General features: G+C 69.1%; 16 protein-coding genes and 1 tRNA gene. 11 read left to right on the top strand and 6 right to left on the bottom strand.

Annotated features, from left to right (window positions below; all coding sequences use genetic code 11):
* The 9 genes from ABZ795_RS04375 (at position 1) to ABZ795_RS04415 (ending at position 9616) form a co-directional block, all read left to right on the top strand.
* Positions 1-1623 carry an ABC transporter substrate-binding protein gene (locus ABZ795_RS04375; RefSeq protein ID WP_357529022.1) on the top strand — a complete coding sequence of 541 codons (1623 nt, stop codon included), beginning with the start codon at positions 1-3 and terminating at the stop codon, positions 1621-1623.
* A gap of 31 nt (positions 1624-1654) precedes the next feature.
* Positions 1655-2608: an ABC transporter permease gene (locus tag ABZ795_RS04380; protein WP_327022440.1), complete on the top strand. Its 954-nt coding sequence runs from the start codon at positions 1655-1657 to the stop codon at positions 2606-2608.
* Between the two features lie 91 nt (positions 2609-2699).
* The gene (locus ABZ795_RS04385) at positions 2700-3581 is read left to right on the top strand and encodes an ABC transporter permease (protein WP_357528758.1); all 882 of its coding nucleotides are present in this window, start codon (positions 2700-2702) and stop codon (positions 3579-3581) included.
* Positions 3582-3584: 3 nt separating this feature from the next.
* Complete coding sequence (locus ABZ795_RS04390; protein ID WP_357528760.1) at positions 3585-4766, top strand: Xaa-Pro peptidase family protein; 1182 nt, start codon at positions 3585-3587, stop codon at positions 4764-4766.
* Complete coding sequence (locus ABZ795_RS04395) at positions 4763-5599, top strand: alpha/beta hydrolase (protein ID WP_327022437.1); 837 nt, start codon at positions 4763-4765, stop codon at positions 5597-5599. Before ABZ795_RS04390 ends, ABZ795_RS04395 begins: the two co-directional genes overlap by 4 nt.
* Positions 5596-6579, top strand: a complete 984-nt coding sequence (locus tag ABZ795_RS04400) for an ABC transporter ATP-binding protein (RefSeq protein ID WP_327022436.1) — start codon at positions 5596-5598, stop codon at positions 6577-6579. The genes ABZ795_RS04395 and ABZ795_RS04400 overlap by 4 nt, the downstream gene beginning before the upstream one ends.
* Positions 6563-7552 carry a dipeptide ABC transporter ATP-binding protein gene (locus tag ABZ795_RS04405; RefSeq protein ID WP_327022435.1) on the top strand — a complete coding sequence of 330 codons (990 nt, stop codon included), beginning with the start codon at positions 6563-6565 and terminating at the stop codon, positions 7550-7552. Before ABZ795_RS04400 ends, ABZ795_RS04405 begins: the two co-directional genes overlap by 17 nt.
* A gap of 33 nt (positions 7553-7585) precedes the next feature.
* Positions 7586-8788 (top strand): membrane dipeptidase, encoded by a 1203-nt coding sequence (locus ABZ795_RS04410; protein WP_327022434.1) that lies wholly within the window; start codon positions 7586-7588, stop codon positions 8786-8788.
* 81 nt (positions 8789-8869) lie between these two features.
* Positions 8870-9616, top strand: coding sequence for a GntR family transcriptional regulator (locus ABZ795_RS04415; RefSeq protein ID WP_327022433.1), 747 nt, complete (start codon positions 8870-8872; stop codon positions 9614-9616).
* 48 nt (positions 9617-9664) lie between these two features.
* Here ABZ795_RS04415 and ABZ795_RS04420 read toward each other — a convergent pair whose 3' ends face one another.
* Both ABZ795_RS04420 and ABZ795_RS04425 read right to left on the bottom strand, forming a co-directional pair.
* On the bottom strand, positions 9665-10939 hold the full coding sequence (locus ABZ795_RS04420; protein ID WP_357528763.1) for an Ig-like domain-containing protein: 1275 nt from the start codon (positions 10937-10939) through the stop codon (positions 9665-9667).
* A gap of 125 nt (positions 10940-11064) precedes the next feature.
* Entirely contained in the window at positions 11065-12093 is a 1029-nt protein-coding gene (locus tag ABZ795_RS04425) for an Ig-like domain-containing protein (protein ID WP_357529024.1), read from the bottom strand.
* On the opposite strand from ABZ795_RS04425, the gene ABZ795_RS04430 reads away from it, so the two are divergent.
* Entirely contained in the window at positions 12059-12205 is a 147-nt protein-coding gene (locus tag ABZ795_RS04430; RefSeq protein WP_327027477.1) for a hypothetical protein, read from the top strand. The genes ABZ795_RS04425 and ABZ795_RS04430 overlap by 35 nt on opposite strands.
* Positions 12206-12504: 299 nt before the next feature.
* A tRNA-Lys gene (locus ABZ795_RS04435) sits at positions 12505-12580 on the top strand.
* Between the two features lie 224 nt (positions 12581-12804).
* Here the strand turns inward: ABZ795_RS04435 and ABZ795_RS04440 are convergent.
* The 4 genes from ABZ795_RS04440 to ABZ795_RS04455 are packed head-to-tail and all read right to left on the bottom strand — an operon-like array spanning position 12805 to position 17256.
* Positions 12805-15261 carry an NB-ARC domain-containing protein gene (locus ABZ795_RS04440; protein WP_357528765.1) on the bottom strand — a complete coding sequence of 819 codons (2457 nt, stop codon included), beginning with the start codon at positions 15259-15261 and terminating at the stop codon, positions 12805-12807.
* Positions 15262-15263: 2 nt separating this feature from the next.
* Positions 15264-16400, bottom strand: coding sequence for a hypothetical protein (locus ABZ795_RS04445; protein WP_357528767.1), 1137 nt, complete (start codon positions 16398-16400; stop codon positions 15264-15266).
* Positions 16394-17086, bottom strand: a complete 693-nt coding sequence (locus ABZ795_RS04450; protein ID WP_357528769.1) for a TauD/TfdA family dioxygenase — start codon at positions 17084-17086, stop codon at positions 16394-16396. The genes ABZ795_RS04445 and ABZ795_RS04450 overlap by 7 nt, the downstream gene beginning before the upstream one ends.
* Positions 17086-17256 (bottom strand): hypothetical protein, encoded by a 171-nt coding sequence (locus ABZ795_RS04455; protein WP_357528771.1) that lies wholly within the window; start codon positions 17254-17256, stop codon positions 17086-17088. Before ABZ795_RS04455 ends, ABZ795_RS04450 begins: the two co-directional genes overlap by 1 nt.
* Positions 17257-17272: the final 16 nt, after the last annotated feature.

The following is a 17272-nucleotide window of genomic DNA, read 5'->3' on the forward strand; positions in this document are numbered from 1 at the left end:
ATGGCAGTGAAGGGTCGTTGGCGGCTCGCTGTCGCGCTCGGCGTGGTGGCCACGCTGGGTCTGTCCGGCTGCGGTCTGAACGAGGACAACAACTCGTCCTCCAGCAACTCGTCCTCGGAGGCGGTGCTGCGTATCGGCACCACCACCGACGTCAGCAACTTCAACCCGCTCCAGTCGCTCAGCAAGACCGACTCGTGGATTCTCAACGCGATGTACCCGCACCTGCTGCGGATCGACGAGAACGCGAAGAAGGCCCCGGAGCTGGCCAAGGAGTACCGCTACGAGGACGACGGCAAGACCGCCGTCTTCGAGCTGCGGGACGACTTCAAGTGGTCCGACGGCAAGCCGGTCGTCGCCGACGACGTCAAGTTCAGCGCCGAGAAGATCATGGAGTACAAGCTCGGCAACGTCGCGGCCAAGCTGACCTGGGTCGAGTCGATCGAGGCGCCGGATCCGACCACGGTCAAGTTCAAGCTCTCCCAGCCGTACGCGCCGTTCGCCGAGGGCGTCGGCTTCTGGATGGCGATCGTGCCGAAGCACATCTTCGAGCCGGCCGGTGACCTCTCCAAGTTCGCCAACGACTCGAACTGGGTCGGTGCCGGGCCGTTCGTCCTGGACAGCGTGACCAAGGGTCAGCGCTACGTGATGAAGCGCAACGAGCACTACCCCCTCGCGCCGGGCGGTAAGGCCGCGGTCAGCCAGGTCGAGTACCGGGTCTACCCGGACGTGAACACGATGATGCTGGCGCTGCGCAACGGTGACATCGACCTGATGGGTACGCCGGTGCCGGTCTCGGCGGCGAAGACCTTCGAGGGCGACGACAAGATCAAGCTGGAGAAGGTCGGCGCGCTCGGCTTCGCGCACCTGACCTACAACATGAAGAACAAGTACCTGGCCGACCAGGAGGTCCGGCAGGCGCTGTCGATGGCGATCGACACCAAGGCGATCATCTCCGCGGTGCTTCAGGGTGACGGCCAGCAGATGGCCGGGCCGATCTCGCCGATCTTCTCGGAGTACGACAACACCGAGCTCCAGCCGTACCCGTTCGACCCGGAGGGTGCGAAGGCCAAGCTGAGCGCGGCGGGTTACCAGGACGGCAACAACGACGGCCTCTTCGACGAGCTGTCCTTCGGCGTGGCCTGCGACCAGTCCAACGCCAACATCACCCGGGTGGTGCAGCTCTTCCGGGAGAGCGCGGCGAAGGCCGGCATCAAGCTGGAGAACGAGTGCGTCGAGCGGAACACCTTCCTCACCCGCACCAAGAACGGTGAGTACGACATCGACGCCTCCCAGTGGGGTGTGTTCGACAACCCGATGGACCAGCTGCGCAGCACCTACCTGTCCAGCAACCCGGGTGGCATCAACTACAACCTGCTCGAGTCGGCCGAGATGGACGCGCTGATCAACGACGCGGCCGGCACCACCGACCCCGAAGAGTTCAAGACCAAGATCAAGAACATCGACAAGGTCGTGCACGAGCAGGCGTACCTGACCCCGCTGTACGTGGAGAACTTCCAGTTCGCCTACAACGCCAGCAAGTTCACCGGCTTCGTCCCGTCGCCGTCTGACCTGCTCGGCATGGTGACCGCGTACTCGCTGGCCCAGGTCACTCCGGTCAAGTAACCCCCAACCAGAGGGAAAGGAGGGGTCCCCCGTGCTGCGTTTCGTGCTCAGCCGAGCACTGAAGGCCGTCCTGACCGTGTGGATCGCGATCACCTCGACGTTCTTCCTGCTCCGGCTGCTGCCGGGGGACCCCACGACCCTGATGGTCGAGGGCGACATGACCCCGGAGATGCAGGCGGCACTGCTCAAGACGTACGGCCTGGACCGTCCGTTGTGGGAGCAGTACGTGTCGTACCTGCGCGAGTTGGTCCAGGGCAACCTGGGCATCTCGTTCCGACAGATCCAACCGGTCACCGACATCATCGTCGACCGGCTGCCCTGGACCCTGCTGCTGGCCGGTTGCGCCTTCGTGCTGACCGTCGCGGTGGGTATCCCGATCGGGGTGACCGCCGCGGTCAACCGGGGCAAGTGGCTCGACCGTGCCCTGCAGGGCTTCGGCATCAGCGCCAACGCCCTCTTCGTGCCCAGCGTCGCCATCCTGCTGCTGGTCTTCTTCGGGGCCCAGCTCGGCTGGTTCCCGATCGGTGGGGCGATCGACCCGGACACCCGGGGGGTGGGGGCCTACCTGAGCCTGGCCCACCACCTGGTGCTGCCGGTGCTCTCCCTGGTCCTGGTGCAACTCGGCCCGTACGCGTTGACCCTGCGGACCAACATGATCGAGGTCCTCGGTGAGGACTACATCCGGGCCGCCCAGGCCCGGGGCCTGTCGGCTCGGCGCCGGGTCTGGAAGCACGGCCTGCGCAACGCCATCCTGCCGGCACTGACCCTGATGGGCCTGCAACTGGGCACCCTGGTCGGCGGCGCGGTGCTGACCGAGACGGTCTTCGCCTACCCCGGGGTCGGCCGCCTGATCTACGAGGCGGTGGGTCAGCAGGACTACCCGGTGATCCAGGGGGCGTTCATCATGCTCGCCGTCACGGTGGTGTTCGCCAACGCCCTGACCGACATGCTCTACGCCGTCCTCAACCCCCGGATCCGCCTGTGAGCGCGAGGAGTGCAGCGCAGCGGAGCCCCGCAGCCGCGAACCACATTCGACCTGTGCGTGTCCCCGCCACCGTGAACGAAGGGAGGGTGCCGTGAGTGCCCCTGTGCTGACCGAGCCGGCACCGCCGTCGGCACCGACGGTGTCCAAGCGGTCCTCCTGGCTGGGTTACCTGCGGCAGCCCACCGTGGCGCTGTCGGTGCTGGTGCTGCTGGTGATGGTGGTGATGGCGGTCTTCGCGCCGCTGATCGCCGACGAGCCCAGCGGCGCCGGGCCGGATGTGCTGCAGCCGCCCTCCGGGGCGCACTGGTTCGGCACCGACGACCTGGGGCAGGACGTCTTCGCCCAGGTGGTCTGGGGCACCCGGACCAGTCTGGTGATCGGCCTGGCCGCCTCGCTGATCGCGATCGTGCTGGGCACCACGATCGGTCTGGCGGCGGCGTACTTCCGTCCGATCGACGCGGTCGCCACCGTGATCACCGACGTGATGCTGGCGCTGCCCACCCTGCCCCTGATGATCATGTTGGCGGCGGTGGTCAGCCCCAGCGTGGTCACCCTGACCCTGATCATCGGGTTCTTCGCCTGGCCCGAGGTGGCCCGGCTGATCCGCTCGCAGGGGCTGGTGATCAGCGCTATGCCGTACATCGACGGGGCCCGGGTGCTCGGCGCCACCGGCTGGCGGATCGTCACCCGCGAGATCCTGCCAGCGGTCGTCTCCCTGATGGTGGTCAGCGTGCTGCTCACCGCCTCCCGGGCGGTGATCTCCGAGGCCGGCCTGAGCTTCCTGGGCCTCGGCGACCCGGACGCCTGGTCCTGGGGGCGGATCCTGCTCAACGCCCAGCGCAGCGGCACCATCGCGATCGCCTGGTGGCAGACCCTCTTCCCGTCCCTGGCGATCCTGCTGCTGGTGCTCGCCGCGACCCTCGCCGGGATGCGGTTCAACGACTCCCGTGACCCCCGCCGCAACGGAGGCTGACCAGTGCGACTTCCCGACAGCTTCTACACCAGCGTCCGTACCCGACTCAGCGAGGCGCTCGACGAGCGCGGCCTGGACGGCTACCTGGCCACCTCGCCGCCGGAGGTCGCCTTCCTCAGCGGCTTCTTCTACATCGCCACCGAGCGACCGGTCTACCTGTGGATGCCCCGCGTGGGGGAGCCCCTGCTGGTCATCCCCCGTCTGGACGAGGAGTACGCCGCGCAGCAGGGGGTGACCCTGCCGACGGTCAGCTACTTCGAGTACCCCGGGGTGGTCAGCGCCGAGGAGACCCTGGCCGCCGCCCTGTCCCGGCCCGGTGGGGCGGGACGCCGCATCGGGGTGAGCGCCGGGGTGTCCGTGGCCGCCTTCCGGGCGTTGTCCGGGGCCATCGGCGGCGCGGAACTGGTCACCACGGACGCGGTGGCGAAGCTGCGCCTGTGCAAGTTCCCCGAGGAGATCCCGTTCCACGAGGCCGCCGCCCGGATCTGCGACGAGATGCTCGCCGCCGGGCGCGCTCTGATCGAGGAGGCGTTGGCCTCCGGGGGCCCGCTGCCCCGGGAGGACGAGATCGCCCGGCATGTGATCGGTTACGGCACCGATCAGATGTACGCCAACTACGACCTGGTCGTCTACACCACCAAGCTGGCCGGGGGACTGGTCTACGCCGGTCCCAACTCGGCGCTGCCGCACGGCCTGCCGACCCGTCGACGGGTACAGCCGGGGGACACCCTGATCCTCTCCCTGGGCGCGGCGGTGGCCAGCCGCTTCGTGGAGAGTGAGCGGACCTTCATCATCGGTGAGCCCACTGCCGAGCAGGTGCGCTACTACGAGGCCGACCGGCTGGCGCAGGAGGTCGGCACCCAGGCGATGGTCGCCGGCCGGACCTGCGCCGAGGTCAACAAGATCTGCCTGGACGTGCTGCGGGACCAGGGGCTGGGTGACTACATCCGGCACCGGCAGGGGCACGGCATCGGGCTGCAGAACCACGAGGCGCCGTGGGTCGAGGACGGCGATCACACCGTGCTCGCCCCCGGGATGCTGCTTTCCAGCGAACCCGGTGTCTACGTGCCCGGCCACGCCGGCTACCGCATCTCCGACACGGTCCTGGTGCAGCAGGACGGTCCGCGCCGGCTCACCGGCTACCCGCGCGACCTGGCGTCCAACATCATCGAGGGGGTCCGATGAAAATCAATGGAGCGGAACTGGTCGTCGAGGCCTTCGGCCCCGAGGACGGCCCGGCGATGATCGTGCACCACGGTGCGCCGGGGCTGGGCTCGCGCAGCGAGCCGAAGCGTTCCTTCGGCCCCTTCTCGGACCGGTTGCGGGTCATCGTCTTCGACGCCCGGGGCTCCGGGGAGTCCAGCGACGACGAGCCCTTCACCCACGAGCAGTGGGTGGCCGACGTGGACGCCATCCGGGAGCACTTCGGCTACGAGAAGATCGTCATGGCCGGCGGGTCGTACGGCGGGTTCATCGCGATGGAGTACGCCATCGCCCACCCCGACCGGGTCTCCGCCCTGGTGCTGCGGGACACCGCGGCGGACACCGCACACGACCACCTGGCGGTGGAACGGGCCCGCAACACCGACCGCTCGGTCATCCCGGAGTGGGTCATCGACCGCATCGGCACCGGCCGGTTCGAGAGCAACGAGCAGCTGCGCGAGTACTGGCGGGCCATCCTGCCGCTCTACGACCACCAGCACGACCCGGCCAAGGACGAGGCGCGGCTTAACGCCACCCGGTTCCACTACCGGACCCACAACGCGGCCTTCGGGCAGAACATGCCCCGGTACGACCTCAAGCCGAAGCTGCCCTCGATCACCTGCCCGACCCTGGTGACCGTGGGCCGGCACGACTGGCGTACCCCGGTGGAGGCCTCCCAGGTCATCGCGGACCTGGTGCCCAACGGGGAACTGGTCGTCTTCGAGAACTCCGGCCACTCCCCGCAGCTGGAGGAGCCGGAGCTGTTCCAGCAGGTCGTGCGGGACTTCCTGCGCCGAGCCGGGGTGTTGCGATGACCCTGTTGGAGATCGCCGACCTGCGGGTCGCGTTCCCCGGCCACAGCGGGCCGGTCAACGCGGTCAACGGGGTGTCGCTGGAGGTCGACTCCGGACGGACGTTGGCCATCCTCGGCGAGTCCGGCTCCGGCAAGAGCGTCACCGCCCAGGCGGTGATGGGCATCCTCGACGTACCGCCGGCCACCGTCAGCGGGTCGGTCCGGTTGCAGGGCCGGGAGCTGCTCGGCCTGCCGCGCAAGCAGCGGGAGCGGATCAGCGGCGAGGAGATCGGCATGGTGTTCCAGGACGCCATGGCCGCCCTCAACCCGGTCTTCACCATCGGCCACCAGATCATGGAGGTGCTGCGGGTACGCCGGGGCATGTCCCGCGCCGACGCCCGCCGCCGGGCCATCGAACTGATCGACCGGGTACGCATCCCGGCCGCCAAGGACCGGCTGCGCGACTACCCGCACCAGTTCTCCGGGGGTATGCGCCAGCGCATCATGATCGCCCTGGCCATCTCTCTGGAACCGGACCTGCTGATCGCCGACGAACCCACCACCGCCCTGGACGTGACCGTGCAGGCCCAGGTGATGGAGCTGCTGGCGGAGATCCAGCGGGACAGCGGCATGGGTCTGCTGCTGATCACCCACGACCTGGGTGTGGTGGCCGAGGTCGCCGACGAGGTGGCGGTGATGTACGCCGGCCGGATCGTCGAACGCGGCACGGTCGAGCAGATCTTCGCCGGGCCGGCGCACCCGTACACCGAAGGGCTGCTCGCCTCGATGCCCCGGGTGGACCGGCGCGACGAACAGCTCTACGCCATCCCGGGCGCCCCGCCCAACCCGGCCCGGCTGCCCACCGGTTGCCCCTTCCACCTGCGTTGCCCCCGGGCCACCGAGGAGTGCCTGGTGACCCTGCCGCCGTTGCAGCTGCTGCCCGCCCAGCGGGCCAGCGCCTGCCACCACCACGAGGAGGTGCTCGGTGCCACCCAGCGATGACGTGGTGCTACGGGTCGAGAACCTGGTCAAGCACTTCCCCGTCAAGGGACGGGTCCCCTTCGTCTCCGGCGGGGTGGTCAAGGCCGTCGACGGGGTCTCCTTCGACCTGCGCCGGGGGGAGACCCTCGGTGTGGTCGGGGAGTCCGGCTGCGGCAAGAGCACCCTGGCCCGGATGCTCGTCGGGCTGGAGCAGCCCACCTCCGGGGCGGTGCGCTTCGGCAAGTCCGTGGTGCACCAGGCCAAGGGGCGGGAGCTGCGGGCCCTGCGCCGCCGGATCCAGATCGTGCTCCAGGACCCGTACACCTCGCTGAACCCCCGGCGCACCATCCGGGAGATCCTGCTCCAGCCCTTCGAGATCCACCCCGACGTGCTGGACCGGCGTCGCCGCATCGAGCGGATCAAGGAGCTGTTGGAGCTGGTCGGTCTGGACGCCAGCCTGCACCTGGACCGCTACCCGCACCAGTTCTCCGGCGGGCAGCGTCAACGGATCGGCATCGCCCGGGCCCTGGCCCTGAACCCGGACGTGATCGTCTGCGACGAGCCGGTCTCCGCACTGGACGTCTCCGTCCAGGCCCAGGTGGTCAACCTGCTGGAACGCATCCAGGAGGAACTGGGTGTGGCGTACGTCTTCATCGCCCACGACCTGTCGGTGGTGCGGCACATCTCCGACCGGGTCGCCGTGATGTACCTCGGCAAGCTGGTGGAGACCGGTCCGGAGATCGACCTGTACGACTCGCCCCGGCACCCGTACACCAGGGCCCTGCTCTCCGCGGTGCCGGTGCCCGACCCGGCCGGTCGTCAGCAGCGGCAGCGGATCCTGCTGGCCGGCGACCCGCCCAGCCCGGTCAACCCGCCCTCGGGTTGCCGGTTCCGGACCCGCTGCTGGCAGGCGACCGACACCTGCGCCACCACCGAACCCCCGCTGGCCGCCGGTAACCACCCGGTCGCCTGTCACTATCCGCTGGCCGCGTGACGGCCGGCCATCCGTCCTGACAAGGAGAAGGTCTTGCTGCTAGATCCCGCCCCCCGATACCAGGGCCACAGGTCGTACTCCTACCTGGAGCCGCACTCGGACTACCGGGTGTTCACACTGGCCAAGGAAGTCGGTCGGGTGCCGGAGCACGACCTCGGCCTGACCGACACCCAGCGTGCCCGGGTGACCCGGCTGCTCACCGAGCACACCGCCATCTCGCTGCACGAGCACCCGGTGATCCTGCCCGAGGACGTCCGCGAGCTGCGGGCCTACAACCGGACCGCCCGCCAGCGCACCGGCTACGAGGGCCTGGCCCGGTCCGGCCTGACCGCGGTCTTCGACAACTTCATGGCCGGTGCCTCCTGCGTGACCAGCGAGAACGGCTGGAAGTGGAACGACCTCATCTACGCCCTCGGGATGCGGATGAGTGACCTCTACAAGCAGGACCACGTCTTCCTGGCCACCTCGCTGGCCGACATCCACGCGGCCAAGCGGGACGGCCGGCTGGCCCTGGTCGCCGGCCTGGAGTGCAGCAGCCCGATCGAGAACGAACTGGACCGCATCGACATCCTGTACGGCTTCGGGGTCCGCCAGCTCGGCATCGCCTACAGCCAGGCGAACATGCTCGGCGGGGGCCTGTCGGAGAAGCACGACGGCGGCCTGACCCACTTCGGGCGGCGCGCGGTGGACCGGATGAACAAGCTCGGTATCGCCATCGACATCTCGCACTCCGGCGACCAGACCTGCCTGGACGTCATCGAGGCCAGCCGGGTGCCGGTGTTCATCACCCACGCCGGTGCCCGGGCGGTGTGGGACACCTCCCGGATGAAGCCGGACGAGGTGATCCGGGCCTGCGCCGAGCGGGGTGGGGTGATCGGCATCGAGGCCGCCCCGCACACCACCCTGTCCGAGGCGCACAAGCACCACTCGATCGAGTCCGTGATGGACCACTTCACCTACTGCGTCGACCTGGTCGGCATCGACCATGTCACCTTCGGCCCGGACACCATGTTCGGCGACCATGTAGGGGTGCACAACACCTACGCCGGCAACTACGCCCACGACGCCGGCAACCGGCCGGAACACCCGCGGGTGGAGTACGTGTCCGGACTGGAGAACCCCGGCGAGGCCTTCGGCAACATCGTCGGCTGGCTGGTCAAGCACGACTACTCCGACGACGAGATCGCCAAGGTGATCGGTGGCAACACCATGCGGGTGCTCGAACAGGTCTGGTGACCTGTCGGCCGATCGGCCCGGCGGGCCCGGACGAACTACACTCCCTAGGCCGTTGACGGCGAAACGATGAGGTGAGGGCGGATGGCTCGGCGCGAGACCGCGCTACAGGCTGCGCACGGCCGACTCCGGGAGTTGATCGGCAGCGAGTTCCACTCGGGCGACAAGCTGCCCAACGAGCGGGACCTGGCCGAACGTTTGGAGGTCAGCCGGGCCACCGTGCGCGAGGTGCTGGGCCAGCTAGCCGCCGAGGGAGTGGTGACCCGTACCTGGGGGATCGGCACCTTCGTGCACGACGGTGCCGACCGGGTGCCGGTGTCCATCAGCGACGTCACCGCCCTGCGGGACCGGATCACCGCCTCCGGCCACCGACCCACCCTGCAAGATGCCGCAGTCAGCCGGGCCACCTGCCCGGCTGACTGCGCCAAGGTGCTCGGGTTGGCGCCGGAGGCACCGGTGTGGCGGGTCGACCGCCTCTTCGCGGTGGACGGCGCACCGGCCGCCTGGATCCGTGACCACCTGCCGCTGAGCTTCGACGGCCGGGACCTGGACCCCTCCGGCCTGGTCAGCATCGACCTGGACATGTTCGAGTTCCTGGCCAGCGCCACCGGCATGCCGGTGTGCCGGGCCGAGATCGAACTAGCCGCCGTCCTGGCCGACGAGGAGGCGACCGCCCGGCTCGGCGTGGCGCTCGGCCATCCGCTGATCACCGCCACCCAGATCGGGTACGGCAGCAACGGCGCCGCCCTCTTCCACGGGCACTTCACGGTCCGCACGGACGTGCTGACCCTCAAGATCAGCCGAGGCGGAGACCCGCAGCCCAACCGGTGACCGGCCGACCGCCCCCTGGCAGGCTCAGGGGGCGGTGCTGGCCTGGCCTCAGGGGGCGGTGCTGGTCGAGACCTCCGGGTCGGGCTCCTCGGTCGGCACGTCCGCGGCCGGCTCGTACGGCAGGGCACTGCCCTTGACGTACTCCTCCCAGCTGACGTTCCAGTCCGTCCAGCCGTTGCCGAGCTGAAGCTTGCGCTCGGTGCCCTTGACGACGATCGGGTCACCGACCCTGGTGTTGTTGAACAGCCAGGCACCGTTGGCCATCGAGACGTTCACGCAGCCGTGGGAGACGTTCGTGGTGCCCTGCTGCCCCTCCGACCAGGGGGCGGCGTGGATGAACTCGCCACCCCAGGTCAGCCGCTGGGCGTAGTCGATCTTCGTGCGGTACCCCTCCTCCGGACCCAACTCGTCGAAGGTGTCGAAGACCGTCTTGCGCAGCTTCTCCATCACCACCATCGTGCCGCTGGAGGAGGGGGTGCTCTTCTTGCCCAGGCTCACCGGGATCGTCTTGATCTTCTCGCCGTCGCGGGTCACCACCATCCGCTTGGTGCTGTTGTCCACCGTCATCACCAGCTTAGGGCCGATCTTGATGTCGACGGTCAGATCCGCCCGGCCGTACCAGCCGTCGCCCAGCGGCAACCCACCGGCCTGCACCCGGTACGACACCTTGCTCCCGGCCTGCCAGAACTCCTTGGGCCGGTAGCGGACCTCCGTGGGGCTGACCCAGTGCCAGATGCCCTCCTGGGCCGGCGTGGAGGTCACCGTCATCCGCCGCTGCAACTCGGCCCGGTGCTTCTCCGGAATGGCCCGACCGAACTTCACGATCAGGGGCATGGCCACCCCGACGGTCTGGTCGTCGCCGAGGAAACTGGTGATCCGGACCTGCTTGCTCGGCTGCTTCATCACCGTGAAGGCGCTGGTGGCGGTCACCGGCACCCCGTCGTCCCCGGTGGCGGTGACCGTGGCGGTGTACGACTCGCCGTACGACAACGCCTTCGACGGCAGCCAGCTCCTACCGTCCTGCGCCAGGGTGCCCTTGACCTTCTTCCCGGCGGAGTCGGTCAACTCCACCGAGGTCTCTTCGGCCTGCTCGGCGGCGAAGGTGATGGCCGTGGAGGCCGGCACGTTCTTCGCCTCGGCGGCCGGCTCGCTGATGGTCACCGACGCCTTGGCAGCCGGCTGATCGGCTCCGCCCTGCCAGCCCGGCGCCGTGCCGCCGCCCTTACCGCCGCCCGTGCAGGCGGAGGTCAGCGCCAACGCCACGGCGAGCATCCCCGCAGCGAGGCTCGCCCGTCGCCAGTTGCGTTGGTCCCGAACTCGCATGGTGTCCTCACAGTCGTGGTCCGCTGCCCGTCCCCTTCACTGACGCATCAGCTCACGTACCCGTTGCAGAGGGTGAACCGAAACACGTGAAGCGGGATGTCCGGATAGTGACACATCTGGCCCGGTCAGACCGCCGGACCAGCACCACCCTCCGGCACCGGCAGGGCGCTGCCCTTGACGAACTCCGCCCAGCTCAGGTCCCACGCGGTCCACCCGTTGCCGGGCGCCAACTGACGCTCCGTGCCGGTGATGGTGATCGGATCGCCGATCTTCGTACGCTCGAAAAGCCACCTGGCGTTGGCCATGGAGACGTTCACGCAGCCGTGGGAGACATTCTGCCGCCCCTGCACATGCTCAGACCAGGGGGCGGCGTGGATGTACTCGCCACCCCAGGTCAGCCGCTGGGCGAACTGGATGTCGGTGACGTACCGGTTCTCCGGGTCGGGGTCGTCCATGGTGTCGAAGACCGTGGCCTCCTTCTTCTCCATCACCACCAGGGTGCCGCTGGAGGAGGGAGTCTTCTTCTTGCCGAGACTCACCGGCAAGGTCTTGATCAGCTTGCCGTTCTCGTACACCCGCATCTGCTTGTCGGAGTTCGTCACCTTCATCTCGAAGGCGGAGCCGATCTTGGCGGTGGCGCTCCGGTCGACATTGCCGTACCGGCCGTTGCTCAGGGGGATGCCGGCCAGGGCGATGCGTACGGAGATCTTCGTGCCCGGCTTCCAGAACTCCGGGGCCCGGTAGTACGCCTGGGTGCCGTTGCTGACCCAGTGCCAGGCACCCGGCTGCGGCGGATCCGTCTGCACGAACATCCGCTTCTGCACCTTCGCCCGGTCCTTCTTCGCGATGCCCGGGTGGAACTCCGCCACCACCGGCATCGCCACCCCGTAGGTCCGGTCGTCGAACAGGTACAACCCGGAGTTGATCACCGAGGCGGGCTTGGCCATCGTGGTGAAGGTGCTGGTGCCCTCGCTGACCGACCCGTCCGGCTGGGTGGCGGTGACCGTGGCGGTGTAGCGGGTGGACCACTTCAACGGCGCCGACGGCACCCAGGAGGAGCCGTCCGTACGCAGCTTGCCCTTGACCTTTTTGCCGTTCTCCGTGGTCAAGGTCACCTGCGTGACCTTGCCCCCCTCCGGCAGCTTCGCCCCGATCTCCGCGCTGACCGGACGGTCCTTCGCGCCGTCGGCCGGGCTCACCGTCAACGGCGGCCCACTGGACACCTCCGGAGTGCCCGGCGCCGCCGAACCGGTAGCTGTCGGCTGACTGCCCTCCACGAACTGGGCACCGCTGGAATCGCCACTACAACCCGACAGTGCCAGCGACGCCACCAGGCCAAGAGCGCCCAGTAACCCCCCGGCCCGCGCGAACCTGCCCATCCCCACCCCTGTCTCACGCACCTGGCGGACATCGTGCCGTACCCGAGCCATCCGGCATCAGCCCGTCCCAAGCCTTGTGCGTAGTTGGCACCAAATGTCACCGGAAGGTCGGCCGAAGGGACGACCCGGGGATCGGATTGGAACCCCGCTCACGGGCCATGCTAGTGTTCTCCCCGTTGCCAACGAGCGCCGCTAGCTCAACTGGCAGAGCAGCGGACTCTTAATCCGCGGGTTCGGGGTTCGAGTCCCTGGCGGCGCACCAACGAGCAAGGCCCTGACCTGGCAGATCTCTGCCGGTCGGGGCCTTTTTCGCGTACGCCGGTGGCGGGTGGTCGCTCGCCGGGTGCTCGGGAGCCGTTGGACCGACCCGGCGTCGGTGGGACGCGGTGCGACGCCCGTGAAGGGACTGCGATGGAGGCGGAATCTACTCCCTGCGAGGTTCATCAAGCATCGGGAACGCGCCGGGCGCCTGTTGAAAGGCTATCGTCAACCCTTCAGGCGATCCGCTAGCCGCTTCCGCAACTGAGCCGCCTGAGGTGCGTCCAGTGCCTCGAAGATTTCGAGTGCGTTCGACCAGTGTCCGCGCGCGCCGCGTACGTCCCCTGTCAACGCCGTGATGTTTCCCAGGCGTTGGTGCGCCTGACCGCGCTCGTACTCGGTGCCGGCTGGCGTTGCCCGGTCGACGGCCTGCAGCAGCGCGTCCCGCGCTTCGGCGAGCCGACCGGCCACCTGGAAGGCCTCGCCGAGGCAGTTGAGGGTCATCACCTCGTCTAAGCGTAGGCCGAGCCGCGCGAAGGTTGCGCGCGCCGCGGTCAGGTGGGCGATTGCCTCCACCGACTCGCCCAGCCGGACCTGTGCCAGGGCGATGCCGCGTTCGGTGATGGCAGCGTTGCGGTCAGCGCCAACGGCGCGGTAGAAGGCCAGCGCCGTCAGGCTGGCCGACAGGAACCCGGCGTAGTCGCCCTCGTAGAAACTCAGCCAGGCCCGATTGGCCAGCGCCGTGTGTACGCCGTGCTCGTCGCCGACTGTGCGGAACAGCGTCAGCGCTTCCTCGTAGTGCCTCGCCGCCGCCTCGACGTTGCCCTGTTCGAGTTCGGCGAGGCCTAGGTTGTTGACGATCATGGCAGCTGCCCGCAGGTCGCCCGACCGCCGTGCCGCATCGAGGGCGGTGCGGTGGGTTGACTCCCACGGTGCCCAACGTTTGGTGATGAAGAAATAGCCGCGAAGGGTATACGCCAGCTGCCAGCATGTGGCGTCGTGGCCGGCAGCGGAACTTAATGTGCAGAGCCGTACCAGCCTTGACTCCATCTCGGACAGCCAGGCCAGTGCGCTCTCGTACACGGAGAGATCGGGAAGTTCCGCTGGTGGGTGGGCCAGCTTGAGCGGTTCACGGTGGCGGTGCGGGGTGATTGTTCGGTCTGCGCTGTCCGCGCTCGCCAGGTAGTAGTCGAGCAGCCGGCGCACTAGAACGCCGCGCTGCGGTGCGGCGATCTCGCGCGCTGCGGACCGTTGGCAGTAGGCCACCACGAGGTCATGCATCCGGTACTTGCCACGGCCCACCCGGCTGAGCAGATGCCGGGTGGTGAGCCGGTCGAGCGTCGCCCGCGTCTCGGCCAGCGAACGGCCGACCATGGCGGCAACTGCGTAGACGTCGATCTCGGCCTGAGGATCCACGCCCAACACGGTGAACAGGCTACGATCGTCGTCGGTTAGTGCCGCGTGCGATAGAGTCAACGCCGCAGCGATGCTGCGCTCCCCGTCGTCGAACTCGTCGACACCGGCTGGCCAGGCCGACAGTCGAGCGGCCAACTCATCGGGCGTGAACGTGTCATCCGCCCGCCAACGTGCGGCCAGGATGCGCAGCGCCAGTGGGAGTCCGCCGCATGCATCTGCGATGCGGTCGACAGCCTTGTTCGTGTCGGGCGCACGTTGTCCGATGACCGACCGGAACAGCCGTCGCGCGTCGACCTGGCCCAGCACGTCCAGCCGTACCAGCCGGGCCTCGTCCAGCGCGACCAACCGGTGCCGGCTGGTGACTAGCGTCGTGCACTGAGCGTTCGCAGGAATCAGTGGACGGACCTGCGCCGCATCTCGCGCATTGTCGAGGATCAGCAGCAGCCGACGGGCTGCCATCTGGTCGCGGTAGAGCGCCACCCGGTCGTCGGTGGAGTGCGGGATCTGGTCGCCGGGCACGCCGAGCCGGCGCAGCAACCGGTCGAGGACCTCGCCGACGTCGAGCGGGTCGGTGCCCGGCGTGAAGCCGTGGAGATCAAGGAACAAACACCCATCGAGATATCGTTCCGAAACGATCCGCGCTGCCCGGACCGCCAGTGCCGTCTTGCCGACCCCGGCCATCCCGTGCAGTGCGCAGATCACGGGGACGTTGTCTGCGGGAACGACGGAGAGCGCGGCCACGATGTCAGCGAGCTCCGCCGAGCGGCCCTCAAGATGGGCGATCTCCGGTGGCAACCCGAGGATCGCGGGTGGGTGGGGTATCCGGGGCTGGTTCTGCATTGGCGTTGACCGGACCGCAGCCGGCTCAATGTCCGCCTGGTTGACACGGTCCAGGATCAGTTCCGTCACGTGGTTCACGATCATGTGTTCGTAGCTCTTGCGGAAGCGATCGGCGGTCACGCCGTACGCTTCGGCCGCCCGGCGGCGGCGGTCCTGGCCGGGCCAGTCCCGGGTGCCGGGGATAAGCCCAAACGTGTAGCGTGCGGCCGTGCCCAGCCGACCCTCCTCGATTTCGGCCAGCACGGCGGTCAACAGCGCCACGACCGGTGCCGACGATCGTGCGTCCTCGCCGAAGCCGCACCTGGCGGCGCAGTGCCGTAGGCCGGTCAACCTCATGCCGCGGAGGTTCACCAGCCCGGCCTGCCGCACCAGGCGGAGCTCTTCGGCCAGTTCATGGTCGCTGGGTTGACGTTCACCCACCTGGGACATGCTCAACGGCTCCCTTCGTCCAGGGTGGACGGGTTTGCTCTCTCCGAAGCGGTTTCAGTATCCGAGCCCCAGCCAACTGCGGCGGCCTCGGCGAGTGCCAGCGCGGCCGGGAAGGCGGTGGTGGCTGCGTGCCACCGACGCCCGAGGTCGTGCTGAAGCTGAGGCGGCAGCATGGTGGTACGTCCCGCGAGCAGTCGCAGCGGCCCCACGACGTAGTTGTCGGCCAGCGTCGGGAGACCAGCGAAACGCGACGATCCGGTGGCGAGCATGGCCCGCAGCGAGGCGGACGGCCAGCCGCGAGCGGCCCGCTCCGCTATCCCACCCGGCAGGCGACCGACCCGCTCCACCAGGCCGGCGCGGAGCATCGCGGTGAGCTTGGCCTCGCCCCGCGCGGCGCACTCGGCCGCCGCGAGGATCTCGACCGCCATCGCGTAACTCTCCGCCGCCAGCAGGCCGACACCGCACTCGATCGGGTTCGGGGCGGCCAGTAGGTGGTCCAGGTGGGCCCCCTCATGAATGCCCGTACGCACGATCGCGGCCCGGTCGACGGGCCGCCGGGCCAGGTGGAGGGCGGCGGCCCCCTGCGGCAGCCGCATCCACATCCGGCCAGGCAGACCTGGATCGAGATCGCAGTCAACTACCCGGAACGCGTGCGCCGGGGACGGCCGGTATCGGCTGGCGTGGCGGATGAGTTCGCCGGTCGTGGCCGGCCAGGTCGCGTAACTGTCGGGCCCTTCGACGGCCGCGAGCGCATCGCAGAAGTCCGCGACTATTCGGCTGGCCCGCACCGTCTCCCACCGGTCGACGCCGTCGGCCTCGACCGGAGCCGACCCGCATTCCGGATACCACCTGGGCACCGGTCCCCACTGTCCGCGAAGCAGTCGCAACCGCTGGGCAAAGCGCCATCCATACGAGACGTCCGTCTCCCGTACGACGTCATCCAGGCCTACTACGGTCACTGCGGATCCCGCGACCGCACACCCGACGGCTACGTCAACCCAGCCCCGCACGATCCAGAGTTCCGCCTCGGCGCCCAACGCCGGGACATCGGCGGCGGCCCGCGCGGCAGCGACCGCCCAGCGGTAGTCGCGATCGAGGTCCGGCGGCGTGGTGGCGAGCGGTGCGACCCGGGTCAGCACGCCGCACGCACCCGTACGCGGTAGAGCATCCGCCGCGGGTCGGTGAACGCGGTACGGCCGTGCAGCATGCGCCGGTTGTCGAAGATCACTGCGTCGCCCGCAGCGAGCCGTAGCTGGACGATCTTCTCGGAGGCCGCGATCGCCGCCGCGAACCGCTCGGCAACCTCGTGCTGTCGCCGGTCGCACGCGACGAAGTTGTCCCGCCGCCAGCGGATAGTGCCGTCATCCGACAGGACCGGCGCGCGGAAGGGCGGCTGGGCGGCGAACTGGGCGGGCACCGACCAGCTCCACCGCGCTGCCCGCAGCGCCCGCAGGTCGCTGGCCCGAGCCACAGCGGCTGCGGCGTCCGCCGCGGCCAGGAGCAGGGTGTCGCCCCCATCCCGGGCTGGCCGTACGACGAAGAGTAGGACCAGATCCTCGGGGTCAGGCCGGTACTGGGCGTCGGTGTGCAGGGCAGCCGCACCGGCCCGCACGGAGAATGTCGAATCCGGATTGCCGATTCGGGGCGTCACCGGCCACAGCGCCCGTCCACCGTCACGGGTTGACGGGGAGCCGAAGGCAAGGGCGAGACGCAAGATGCCGTCGGCGTTGACCTCGCCCCTCTCGGTCAGCAGCGGTAGGCCCCGCAGGACCAGGTAGCCGGCGGCCGGCAATTGCGCGGCACGGACCAGTTCGAGACCGGACATCAGCAGCCCCCGATCTGGTCGTCGAACAGGCCGGTCAGTACCCGCAGCAGGAACCGGACAGCCTCGCCGGCCTGCTCTGTCTGCCACCACCGGTTGCGGTGGTCGTGGGTGGCCAGCGGCCGCAGGCCGGTGCGCTGGAGGACGGAGGGCCTGCTGGTGGGAAAGAGCATCGGAATCTCCTTGAGT

Source organism: Micromonospora sp. NPDC047134 (assembly GCF_040643455.1).
Lineage (GTDB): Bacteria > Actinomycetota > Actinomycetes > Mycobacteriales > Micromonosporaceae > Micromonospora.

What these genes read in the sequence shown, in the direction of transcription:
- ABZ795_RS04415 (WP_327022433.1), top strand. Translation starts at nt 8,870, where the DNA reads ATGGCTCGGCGCGAGACCGCGCTACAGGCTGCGCACGGCCGACTCCGG.
- ABZ795_RS04450 (WP_357528769.1), bottom strand. Translation starts at nt 17,086, where the DNA reads ATGTCCGGTCTCGAACTGGTCCGTGCCGCGCAATTGCCGGCCGCCGGC.
- ABZ795_RS04400 (WP_327022436.1), top strand. Translation starts at nt 5,596, where the DNA reads ATGACCCTGTTGGAGATCGCCGACCTGCGGGTCGCGTTCCCCGGCCAC.
- ABZ795_RS04395 (WP_327022437.1), top strand. Translation starts at nt 4,763, where the DNA reads ATGAAAATCAATGGAGCGGAACTGGTCGTCGAGGCCTTCGGCCCCGAG.
- ABZ795_RS04455 (WP_357528771.1), bottom strand. Translation starts at nt 17,256, where the DNA reads ATGCTCTTTCCCACCAGCAGGCCCTCCGTCCTCCAGCGCACCGGCCTG.
- ABZ795_RS04440 (WP_357528765.1), bottom strand. Translation starts at nt 15,261, where the DNA reads ATGTCCCAGGTGGGTGAACGTCAACCCAGCGACCATGAACTGGCCGAA.
- ABZ795_RS04420 (WP_357528763.1), bottom strand. Translation starts at nt 10,939, where the DNA reads ATGCGAGTTCGGGACCAACGCAACTGGCGACGGGCGAGCCTCGCTGCG.
- ABZ795_RS04375 (WP_357529022.1), top strand. Translation starts at nt 1, where the DNA reads ATGGCAGTGAAGGGTCGTTGGCGGCTCGCTGTCGCGCTCGGCGTGGTG.